Origin of the sequence: Sporosarcina sp. FSL W8-0480 (assembly GCF_037963765.1) — a bacterium.
Lineage (GTDB): Bacteria > Bacillota > Bacilli > Bacillales_A > Planococcaceae > Sporosarcina.
Genome location: NZ_CP150166.1, coordinates 2,389,040 through 2,400,769 on the forward strand (window position 1 = coordinate 2,389,040; position 11,730 = coordinate 2,400,769).

An 11,730-nucleotide genomic window follows, 5' to 3' on the forward strand; every position below is an offset into this window, starting at 1 on the left:
ACGATACTCATTTTCCTAAATTATCCAACGCCTGCGATAAGTTACCACTTAAGATATCGAGCATCGTGATGACTTTTCCATAATCCATCCGTTTCGGTCCAATGATCGCTATGGATCCGGACAAATTATTGCCGGCCGAATAATTTGCAGTAATTACACTGCAATCTTCCATCGCATCAAGCTCATTTTCAGAACCGATTCGTACATGAATCCCCTTCTTGTCATCTCGGAAAAAGTTAAACGCAGTTGTACCATTCTCCATCAACTCGAAAAACATCTTCATTTTTTGAAGATCATTGAATTCCGGCTGTTTCATCATGTTCATTTTGCCGCCGAAATACAGTCGTTCCTCTGGTTTAATTGTCATAGCCCGTTGGAATGAGGCAAATAGGTCACCGGCATGATGGACATGCTGTTCAAACACCATTTTTGCTTCCCGAGCAAGCTTGTTCTGCAGGAGACTCAACGGAGTTCCTACAAGCCTTTCGTTTAAAATGTTGACCATTTTTTCAATATCTGAAGCCACCATGCCTTTAGGTACATCAAATATCCGATTTTCAACATGTCCATTGTCTGTAACGATGATTGCTACAGCTTTTGTTTCATCTAATGGGACAATAGAGAATTTCTTCACCGAGTGCATCAATGTGTCTGGCCCTAAAAGGATTGACGTATAGTTCGTCAATTCAGATATGATTTTTGCGGAATTGCGGATCAGCTCTTCTTTTTCCAAGACACTGTCCTGAAAAATAGAGCGTAATTGAATGCTATCTTCCACCGTTAACTTTTCTGGCGTCAACAAGTGGTCGACGTAGAAACGGTAACCTTTTTCGGATGGAACCCTGCCTGAGGATGTATGGGTCTTCTCAAGATAACCAAGTTCCTCCAAATCAGCCATTTCATTGCGAATGGTTGCGGGGCTGTAGGGGGCCTCCGGTTTTTTAGATAACTGCCTTGATCCGACAGGTTGAGCGGATTCGATGAAGTCGTTAACCGTCAGTTGCAATATAAGCAATTGTCTGTTTGTCAACATTGATCATCACTCCTGTTAGCACTCTTTATAAGTGAGTGCTAATGCTACTCATAATTTATCAAATCAGTTTAACGGTGTCAACGAATTAACTCCCATTCAGTTAAGAAATTCCTGGAATACTTCGTTACCTCTGAAGATGCCTTTCTTTGTCAATTTAATATGATTTTCGGAAATCTGAACGAGATCTTTATTGGATAGCGCTTCGATAACGGACCCATACACTTCGGGTAATGTTTTACCAAATTTAGATTCAAAAGCATGGAATGAAACACCGTCTGTTTTTCGAAGGCCAAGGAACATTTCTTCCTCCATTGCTTCGATAATAGTGACTTCATGTTGATTCATGATCGGGCGCATTCCATTATCTGTGCTTTCCATGTACTTTTTCAAAGGTCCCAAGTTTGCGTATCTTTGACCTTTTACATACCCGTGGGCGCCAGCGCCAATTCCTGCATATTCATCATTCTCCCAATAGATTAGATTATGTATGGATTCTTTTCCTTGGATTGAGAAATTGCTGATTTCATATTGTCGTCTACCGGCTTTCTCCATACGATCGATTAGCATGGAAAACATGTTCGCTTCCATATCTTCACCGGGCAAAGGGAGCTTCCCTTTATTCATCAAGTTATAGAAGACGGTTTTTGGTTCAACTATGAGTGAGTATCCGGAATAATGTGGAAGGTCGAGCGATAACGCCTTATTAAGTGTATCTTCCCATTGTTCGGTCGTTTGTCCAGGTAAACCATAAATAAGATCGATGCTAATGTTTTCAAAACCTATCTTCCGGGCATTTTCGATTACTTTAATCGGATCGTCTGCACCGTGTGTTCTGCCGATCCTTTTTAAAAGCTCTGTATCGAATGACTGGACACCAATGCTTAGTCGGCCGACACCGCCACTTTTCAAAACTGATAGTTTTCCGTTTGTCAATTCATCTGGATTTGCTTCGGTTGAAAATTCTTTAAGGGAACTTACATCTACATAGTGGTGGATTATTTCGAGTAAACGTTCCAATTGCTTTTCAGATAATGCTGTCGGTGTTCCTCCACCTAAGAAAACCGTTTCAAGATTTTCGAATGAATGCCCTTCATCTTTCATGACGGCTAATTCATTTCCTATCGATTCGATATACTCGTCTACCGGTTGGTTTTTAAAAAAAACTTTGTTGAAATCGCAGTAATGGCAAATTTGATGGCAGAAAGGAATATGAATATACATGCCACGCATTTGTTTGTGTCCCCTTTCTTTCGGCAATGCCGTTAGTGCAAAAAAGGAGTCCGAGTGGACCCCCTTTTAAGTATATCAATCCTCGTCCATTTTAAGGACTGCCATGAATGCTTCTTGCGGTACTTCTACCGAGCCGACCTGCTTCATGCGCTTTTTACCTTCTTTTTGCTTTTCAAGAAGTTTTCGCTTACGGGAGATGTCTCCTCCGTAACATTTAGCAAGAACGTTTTTACCGATTGATTTAATCGTCGAACGCGCTACAATCTTTTGACCGATTGCAGCTTGGACAGGCACTTCAAACTGTTGACGCGGAATAAGGTTTTTCAATTTTTCAACGATTGCTTTGCCACGTTCGTAGCTGAAGTCGCGATGGACAATGAAGCTGAGTGCGTCAACTTGCTCGCCATTCAATAGAATATCCATTTTGACAAGCTTAGATGTTTTATAGCCAATCAGTTCATAGTCAAATGATGCGTATCCTTTAGTACCTGATTTTAATTGGTCGAAAAAGTCATATACGATTTCAGCAAGAGGCAATTCGTAAATGATATTTACACGTGTTGCATCCAAATAATCCATCGTAATGAAGTTACCGCGTTTATGCTGGCATAATTCCATGACAGTGCCAACATAATCATTCGGCACCATGATGGATGCTTTCACATAAGGTTCTTCAACATGATCGATCTTCTGTGCATCCGGCATCAATGAAGGGTTATCCACTTTCAATTCTCTTCCGTCAGTTGTTACGACATTGTAAATAACACTTGGAGCAGTTGTGATCAAATCAATTTTGAATTCACGTTCAATCCGCTCCTGGATGATTTCCATATGTAGTAACCCAAGGAATCCACATCGATATCCAAATCCTAACGCTTGTGACGTCTCGGCTTCAAACTCCAAAGCTGAGTCGTTCAGTTCAAGTTTCTCAAGGGCTTCCCGTAAATCCACGTATTTTGACGAGTCGATCGGATATAACCCACAGAAAACCATAGGATTCAATCGACGGTACCCTGGCAATGGTTCATTGGCCGGATTTTTCGCATTCGTAATTGTGTCACCGACACGTGTATCTCCGACGTTTTTGATAGCTGCGGATAGGAAACCGACATCGCCTACCGTTAACTCATCGCGCAAAGAAATATTCGGTGTGAACACTCCTGTTTCAATGACTTCGAATTCTTTGCCGGTTGCCATCATGCGGATTTTATCACCCGGCTTAACAGTCCCTTCGACTATCCGGATATTGACGATGACACCTTTGTACTGGTCATAATGCGAATCGAAAATCAATGCTTTCAACGGAGCTTCCGGATCACCTGTAGGCGCAGGTACTTTTTCGACGATCTGCTCAAGGATTTCCTCAATGCCGATACCAGCCTTTGCAGAAGCATGTACTGCCTCAGAGGCATCCAGGCCAATTACATCTTCGATTTCCTGTTTCACTTTATCCGGATCGGCAGCCGGCAAATCGATTTTATTGATGACAGGCAAAATTTCAAGATCATTGTCGAGCGCGAGGTAAACGTTTGCCAACGTTTGCGCTTCAATTCCTTGGGCTGCATCAACGACAAGTAAAGCACCCTCACATGCTGCAAGGCTTCGCGATACTTCGTACGTAAAGTCGACGTGTCCCGGAGTATCGATCAGGTGGAACGTGTACTCCTCGCCATTCTTCGCCGTGTATGATAATTGCACTGCGTTCAATTTAATCGTTATTCCGCGCTCACGCTCCAAATCCATTGAATCCAATGTTTGTGATTTCATTTCACGCGAACTTACTGTTTCAGTCTTTTCCAATAAACGATCGGCCAACGTCGATTTCCCGTGATCGATATGGGCAATGATAGAGAAGTTTCTAATGTTTTTTTGACGTGCCAATCTTTCTTCATGATTCATCTGTCAGTTCACTCCTATATAAGCTATTTGCATTATAGCAAATAACTGATAAACATGTTACATATTCTTATTCCCTTAATCACAATAATCAAAGCTCAACTAATTAAGTTTAACAGATGCAATCATTTTGTTAAAGTTTAGCCCCATTCAAAAGAAAAAAGCCCCATGGATACTATCCATGAAGCATAGACTCTTCTCATTTCAGTTCCAACTCTTCCTCATCAAGCAATTCCAAGATGGCATCTGAAAGGACTGTTAGTGTCCTGTTTAACTCATCTTCCGAGTTCCCTACACCACCTAACTCTAAAAGAACGAGTTTAGGGTGAAGGTCTTGGTTATACTTCCCGTCAACACCCGCCCCGCCCTTCGGAATGACGCCTCTTGTAATGCCAGGCACCCTCTTTTCCATGGCTGCATTTAATCTATTCGTAATCGCTTCGTTCTGTTTATAAGCTGGATTATCCAAACCAAGGACAAATGCGATTTTTGCATACCTTTCCTCTCCATGAACAACCGTTGACTTATCAGGTCCGATATCATCCCGATGAATGTCGATTATTAAGTCATATTCATTTTCGGTAATTTGCTGTTTAACGAACGGCCTTATATCCCGATAGGCGCGTGAATAAGGCACTGCCTTTTTCAGTGTATCAGCTTCTACGCTATTGATTTCGAGTAAGCTTTTAAGTTTGTCACTCATCTTTACTACATTCTCGGTCTGATGGTTTACGGCAATTTTTCCATCAACCGCTTTTGTAATCGGTTTGTATGCCTCAGTTGAGTGAGTATTATAAAGTAATACTTTTCCAAGTTTCGGTTCTTCTTCGATTTCCATTTCCGTATGCACTTCGATTTCAACCTCAGGGATCGGCTCTTCCTCCGCCACAACGTTGGATGCATAGACGATGAGAGCATTTTCTTTAATAATTTTGGAATTGGAAATCTTGGATTCTTCCGGTATAAATTGGATGACAACCGGGAATAGGAATAGAACGAATACGATTACAGACCATATTTGCATATTTTTCTTCATGCGACATCCCCCCTTTTTCAACTATATGCCGGGGGGAATAGGTCAATGACTTGTTTTAAGTTCTTGAATCCACTCGCTAATGGAGTCAGTTAAGATTTCAGCATAAAGGGCAGCCCAAGAGTCGATCTCTTTAGGCGAAATAAATGTATTTAGATCATGGTTGGATAATACCTCTTCAAATAATTGCACCCTTTCCTCATGTGGCCATGATGTCCAATCCCCAAATATAGGGATAAGTTTCGTCCTGTCCGCATCTTTATTCGGGGTGTGCAGCCAATTTGAAACAGACAACCGTGAGGATGGGTGACTTTCCTCTTCAATCTTGGAGGCGATATACGTAAACAATGTATTAATCGCATCGGCAATCAAGACCGGACCATCGACGACTGTCGGAATACCAATTGCAATGACGGGAATTCCCAATGTTTCTTTCGATAATTCTTTCCGGCTGTTTCCAACCCCAGAACCTGGATGAATCCCTGTGTCTGTCATTTGGATTGTTTTACAAAGTCGAGAGCTATCCCTTGCCGCTAAAGCATCGACGACGATGATGACATCCGGTTTAATCTCACGAACGATGGCTTTAACGAAATCGGCTGTCTCTAACCCAGTCTGGATCGTTACACCCGGTGCATAGACAAACAGTTCACTCCCTTCGTCCGAGTAATACATCGGGACAATCTCTTTCAATCGATCCATCGTGAGCGGCCCAACGGCGTCAGGTGTCACTTCTCTATTCCCTAACCCGACCAATAGGATTTTTCCGTTATTCAGATTAGATATGTCCTTGGTCATTTCGGTTAGTTTCGATTTCAGCATTTCTCCCATTTCTTCGAGTCCTTCGCGATCGGTATGTGTCAAAGTTGGGTTGGTCAATGTCAGATAGGTGCCTCTTTTTTTCCCTATTCTTTTTTCACCTTCGGCATTTATTTTGACAGATGTCAAAATTACTCTGCCTTTTCTTGTTTCATCAAACTGAATGCCTTCGGAGTCTTTTAATTTTTCTTTTTCCTTTTCCGTTTGGTGGCGAACCATTTCTTCGTTTTCGATTAATAGGTCGGTTCGATAAAAATCGTATTTATCCATTATGATCACCTCAACATGCAGTTTGTACGATGCGTCAAGGAAATATTCTTTGCATATTTTTATTGCGTTCTTTCATTGATTTTGCTAAAATGTTAATGTTGTAAAGAGAATCCGGAAGTTAATAATGGAAAGACTCTTGCCTTACCTGAAATTTGGAGGTGAATGGAATGCCAAACATCAAAGGTGCAATTAAGCGCGTAAAACAAAGTGCGGCTGCGAATGAACAAAATTCACAGTATAAACATGCTATGCGTACTGCTGTGCGTAAAGCTGATGCTGCGCTCATCAATAAAGAAGAGAACGCTGCAGAACTTTTGAAAGACGCAGTTAAAAAGTTGGATACTGCTGCACGTAAAGGTCTAATCCACAAAAATACAGCAGCTCGTCAAAAAGCACGTCTTACTAAAAAAGCTTTGTAATAGCTATGAAAAAGGCTGTCCATTTCACTATGAAAATGGACAGCCTTTTCTATTGGAAGGACGATATGCCGCCGGATTTCCGCTACAGGCGGACGCTTTCTTACCTGTAGTCAAGTGGTTTCTTAAATTATTTATCAATATAAAACATAATTTATAGACATAACACTGTCAACAAGCTGTTACTTTCCGTTCCGGCGCTCGCTTTCCGCGGGCATGGCTTGAGCCTCCTCGGTCGCAAAAGGCGTGCGCCCTGCGGGGTCTCAAGGCTCATGCTATTCCCGCAGGAGTCGAGCGCCTCCACTACAAGCAACAAGTGCCCCTAAAAATAAAATTGAATATGCCAAATAGACATGACGAATATTTGTTTTTTCGCAAGGTCTTTTATGCTATAGTGGAGCTATCCTGTTACGAAACTTTGGCTGATTCGTAATGAAACGCTCGCCAGAATAGATATGAAACAGTGTTTGCAAACTTTGCTTATCCATTTCCTAAGCTAAGTGCAATCCGGAAAACTTCTTGTCCATACTTCTCCACGCTTATCAACCTTGCCCATCTTCTTTACTCCAATTTTTTTCTTACTCTTTAATAGTTTGCTCTTGTGGAGGCTTATTATCAAACAATCGTTAGCAGGCTCCGTTGATTGGAGTGGAAGGCGGCGACTCCTGGGGGATCAGCGGGACAGGTGAGACCCCGCAAGGAGCACGCCTTTCGCGACTGAGGAGGCTCACCGCCCGCCCCCCGGAAAGCGTCCGCCTGGAGCGCAAATCAACAGTTAATTGTTTATATAGTTAGTTCATGCCCTTAATGGGTCCATGAAGAATATCTCTAAGACTCTTTCTCTTTTGCCGCTTGTTGATTTTAGTTGGTAGTCGATGTCGGCTAATTTTTCGAGAATAAGCAGCAGTCTTTCCATATTAGGCATGCTTCTGTTTTCCATTACGAGTTTTACGCGGTACGGGTGGACGTTTAGGGTTTTTGCTATTTGTTGTTGGTGATATCCTTTTTTTACCAATATGTTGACATGAATCATCAATCTGATTTGGCCAGCGATAAGGGAAGTTAGCATTATTGGTTCTTCACCGTTCCGGAGCAAGTCATGGTAAATTTTAATGGTATCTTTTATATTTCCGTTCATATAGGCATCTGTCAATCTGAAGACATCCATTTCGGGTAGTCTTGGGACGAGCATTTCAACTATTTCTTTTGTTACTTCGCCTTTTCCATCCATATACATTGCAATTTTCTCAAGTTCCGAAGAGAGCGTTAAAAGACTGTCTCCAGTCATATCGATCAGTACTTGTGCAATTTCTTGACTTATTTTGACACCAAACGAACTTGCTTCATTTTGAATCCACGTTGTCAAATCACGTCCGACGAGTGGTACTGCTTCAATCACTGAAGACTTTTGCATCATAAGTTTAGTAATTTTTTTCCGGCCATCCAGCTTTTCGTAAGGCGCCAAAAAGACAACTGTGGCAGTAGGAGAAGGGTTCGATAGCCACTCCTCAAGCAACGCAATATTATGTACAACCTTCTCTTTTGTTTTATCAGCAGCTTTTAGGAAAGACGCATTATTCGCGATGACTAATTTTCTCTCTACAAGGAATGGGAGTGTGTCCGCTTCTTCAATTACTGCTTCAATTGGTGTTTCATCCAGATCGAATCTGAAGACGGCATCTTCTTCTCCATCCGGCAAGGCTTTAATTAGCCGTTTGATCGTCTCATCAATTAAATGTCTTTCGACGCCCATCAACAAGTAAACAGGCTCTATCTTCCCCTCGCTCATGCTTTTCCAGATTGCATTTACCATTCCAATCACTCCAATCACTACACTTTCCCATTATACAATACCATTTCACGTCTATGAACATTTTGTGTCGATTATCATAAACGCGGCTTAAAAGAGCGTTTGATATAGATTTTTTTTAGTTAATCATCTATACTATAAAGGAATTAGGAGGTGTAGCAATGAATGAGTTTGAACAAGACGTACAGTCCAAACGCAATGATTTAATTGACTCAGGTGTTGGATTCATTGTAGCTTTCGTGGCTTTTTCTGCAATTTTCGTTGTTGCTACAATCATCGACGTCGTCGCACGTTAATGGTCAAAGAAGTCGGAATGTCCATCCTTAAACGGAATGGACATGTCCGTCTTTTTTTATTGGGAAGTGTGTACGGAATACCGATCCTTTTTCACTCTTATCGTGATAGAGCCATGATCCGCCGTTGATAATGTTTGTAATTTTTGCTGTTCAAAAGTGGCAAGGACTTCAGGATGCGGATGACCGTATCGGTTATTTCTGCCGTATGAAAGTATTGTCAGCTCAGGGTTCAACGTATGAATGAATAGGTCTGAACTTGATGTTCGGCTTCCATGATGACCTGCCTTAAGTATTAATCGGCCCCAATTTACATGCTTGTATTCTCTTACTATCCTCTTTTCCCCTTCAACTTCTAAATCCCCTGTAAAAAGAAAAGATGGACCGGAAGTTTCCATTAGTAAAACAAGTGAACTATCATTCCCTTTATACAATCCTCTTTGGGGGCCAATATAGCTAAACGTGGTAGATCCTTGCTGCCAACTAACTCCTTCATTCATCGCAAAAATAGGGATTTTCTTTTCTGCAGAAATAAGAAGTACTTCTTCCATCGTCCACTCTTTTTCACTGTTAGGTGAGATATGGATTTCCTTAACGGCTATTTCCTCAAGCACTTCATCGGCTCCTTCAATATGATCACTATCCGCATGTGTCAGTATCAATTTATCTATTTTTTTAATACCTCTTCCCTTCAAAAATGGAACAACGATTTTCCTTCCAACTTCAAATTCCCTCTCCGGTGTACGCCAATTAGGTTCACCAAAATTCACATTTCCACCTGCATCTATAACATAGACTTCCTGTTTCCATGGAAGTTCGATAACGATAGCATCCCCTTGTCCAACATCGAGGAAAGTAACTTTCAATGTTGGATTCATATAAGGGGATGTATGAAGAATCACTGCTGGAACAAATATAAAACATAATGAATGAAACAGGTTTCTTCCGCGCTCAAATGAGATGAAAAACAGAAAAATCCCAATAACAGTCAGAGCTGACAACACTCCGTGCGGTCTACCCGGTACCCACATCTGATAAGGTAACGACGATAGGAACTCCGTGAATAGCCCAAGCCCATTTCTGAGTGGTTCATAGATAAAGAAGATAATTGCTGCAAAAGATGGTAATAAGTACGTCAACAATAGCAAAAGTATATTTATTGGCAATATGATCACCGAATAAACGGGAACGTAAAGCAAGTTCACTACAAAAGAGGACAGTGACAGTTCATAAAAATGATATAAAAGAATAGGATATAGCGCCAATTGAGTAATCATCGTGACAAGAAACGAAACGGCTAATCCGGATTTCTGACGGGAAAGAATTTTGGTTGAATAAACCAATGAAAATGCAGCCAAGTAGGAAAGTTGAAATCCCGGCTGAAAGGCAACCCATGGCTGTAAAAGGATAAAACAGGCCGCACTTATGGCAAGTGCATCATCCATTCGCATCCTAAAGCGACCAGTGGCAGTCAAAAGAATGAGAACCGTAACGGAAACAGCACGCCAAACAGATGGGGCTCCCCCTGCTATGACAGCGTATAGAGGCAACAAGATCATTAGGAGAGTATCTACGGTCTCTTTTCTCATGGACAGCCTGATAAGTAATGTCCGCAAAAGAAACGTTAATAAACCTACATGAAGACCAGAAATTGCAAATAGATGAGTTATCCCTAACGTACGGTAACTTGCTGCAAGTTCCTCATCCATTCCGCTTCGATCACCAATTAATAAAGATTCAGCCTCCACTATGAGGTTTTCAGGAAAGTTTTCCCTGATATGCTGTTTAATCCGCCACCTATGCTCCGCTAATACAGATTGAATGCCTGTATTTTTCTTATAGCTTAGGACTTGGTCGGATTCAAACATACCGATAGCGCCATTTGCTTTTAAGTAATTTCCCATGTCAAAAGAGTATTCGTGTGCCGCGGGAGGCAAATCCCGGAAAACGCCAGTCAAAATAAATTGATAAGAAGGAATGTGGATTTCTTCGAACTGTCTTTTCTGTTCTTCATCGGTAAACTTCAATTTTGAATAGACGATTTCATTGGAATGAGTTTTCGCAAAACCCTTTAACACTCCTCCATCTATTTTCACCTGGTCTGTCCATGTAAGTGCAATAGTGATGGGTGTATTAGCCTGCTTCAGCTTGGGAATTTGCACGGAAATGAGAGAATAAGAAAAAATCGATGCTGTTAACACTAAAAGTGGTGTGAGAAAATCTTTTTTTCTACGAAGAAAAATGGGGATAAGAAGAAGATTGAGTAATAAAACATGAACCGGACCGTATGCGGCAAAAGCCGATACGGCAACCGGGATACAAACATAAATGGGACGAATTTCACCAATCAATTGCCGAATAAGTCATCCACCCTTCTCTTAAATGAGGACAGTTTATCTGTAGGTGCGCCTAATTCTTTCATTTCTTCAAGTATGTCAGTGAGCAACTCCAACTTGCCTTCTTTAGTGAAATCGACTTTACTTTCATCGAAAGGGATATGATTTATCTCTACTCCTGCCTGCTCAAAGAGTTTGATCGCATATTCGTTGTTTCTGTAATCCTTTGCGTAATTGACTGTTCGGATTCCCGCTTGAATAATCGCTTTCGAACATTGCAGGCAAGGGAAATGGGTGACATAAACAGTTGAACCGTCTACTGGACTACCATACTTTGCACATTGCAATAAGGCATTCATCTCAGCATGGATTGTACGGACACAATGATTCTCGACGACATAGCAACCATGGTCGATACAATGGTCACCGCCGGAAATGGAGCCATTATAGCCCCCTGCAATAATTCTATTATCCCTTACAATAGTCGCTCCCACAGCAAGTCTTGTACAAGTGCTTCTGACCGCAAGAAGATGGCATTGCGCCATAAAAAACTGATCCCATGTAATACGCTCCATATGTATGCCTCCAAACTAT

General features: G+C 41.4%; 10 protein-coding genes. 2 read left to right on the forward strand and 8 right to left on the reverse strand.

Going from position 1 to position 11,730, the window contains the following annotated elements:
* Positions 1-7 precede the first annotated feature (7 nt).
* The 5 genes from hrcA to gpr form a co-directional block, all read right to left on the reverse strand.
* Positions 8-1,033 carry a heat-inducible transcriptional repressor HrcA gene (gene hrcA, locus NSQ43_RS12425; protein ID WP_339250650.1) on the reverse strand — a complete coding sequence of 342 codons (1,026 nt, stop codon included), beginning with the start codon at positions 1,031-1,033 and terminating at the stop codon, positions 8-10.
* A 96-nt stretch (positions 1,034-1,129) separates the two neighbouring features.
* Positions 1,130-2,263, reverse strand: coding sequence for a radical SAM family heme chaperone HemW (gene hemW / locus NSQ43_RS12430; RefSeq protein WP_339250652.1), 1,134 nt, complete (start codon positions 2,261-2,263; stop codon positions 1,130-1,132).
* 75 nt (positions 2,264-2,338) lie between these two features.
* A complete protein-coding gene (lepA, locus tag NSQ43_RS12435) occupies positions 2,339-4,162 on the reverse strand; it encodes a translation elongation factor 4 (protein WP_339250654.1) in 1,824 nt (607 codons plus the stop codon).
* 196 nt (positions 4,163-4,358) lie between these two features.
* Complete coding sequence (spoIIP, locus tag NSQ43_RS12440) at positions 4,359-5,195, reverse strand: stage II sporulation protein P (protein ID WP_339250656.1); 837 nt, start codon at positions 5,193-5,195, stop codon at positions 4,359-4,361.
* Positions 5,196-5,237: 42 nt separating this feature from the next.
* Complete coding sequence (gene gpr / locus NSQ43_RS12445) at positions 5,238-6,281, reverse strand: GPR endopeptidase (protein ID WP_339250657.1); 1,044 nt, start codon at positions 6,279-6,281, stop codon at positions 5,238-5,240.
* A 167-nt stretch (positions 6,282-6,448) separates the two neighbouring features.
* On the opposite strand from gpr, the gene rpsT reads away from it, so the two are divergent.
* Positions 6,449-6,700, forward strand: a complete 252-nt coding sequence (rpsT, locus tag NSQ43_RS12450) for a 30S ribosomal protein S20 (RefSeq protein WP_339250659.1) — start codon at positions 6,449-6,451, stop codon at positions 6,698-6,700.
* A gap of 793 nt (positions 6,701-7,493) precedes the next feature.
* On the opposite strand, the gene holA is transcribed toward rpsT, so the two are convergent.
* Positions 7,494-8,510: a DNA polymerase III subunit delta gene (holA, locus tag NSQ43_RS12455; RefSeq protein ID WP_339250660.1), complete on the reverse strand. Its 1,017-nt coding sequence runs from the start codon at positions 8,508-8,510 to the stop codon at positions 7,494-7,496.
* 158 nt (positions 8,511-8,668) lie between these two features.
* On the opposite strand from holA, the gene NSQ43_RS12460 reads away from it, so the two are divergent.
* Positions 8,669-8,803 (forward strand): YqzM family protein, encoded by a 135-nt coding sequence (locus tag NSQ43_RS12460; protein WP_339250662.1) that lies wholly within the window; start codon positions 8,669-8,671, stop codon positions 8,801-8,803.
* Between the two features lie 56 nt (positions 8,804-8,859).
* Here the strand turns inward: NSQ43_RS12460 and NSQ43_RS12465 are convergent, their stop codons facing one another.
* Complete coding sequence (locus tag NSQ43_RS12465; protein ID WP_339250663.1) at positions 8,860-11,151, reverse strand: DNA internalization-related competence protein ComEC/Rec2; 2,292 nt, start codon at positions 11,149-11,151, stop codon at positions 8,860-8,862.
* On the reverse strand, positions 11,148-11,711 hold the full coding sequence (locus NSQ43_RS12470) for a ComE operon protein 2 (protein WP_339250665.1): 564 nt from the start codon (positions 11,709-11,711) through the stop codon (positions 11,148-11,150). Before NSQ43_RS12470 ends, NSQ43_RS12465 begins: the two co-directional genes overlap by 4 nt.
* Positions 11,712-11,730 lie beyond the last annotated feature (19 nt).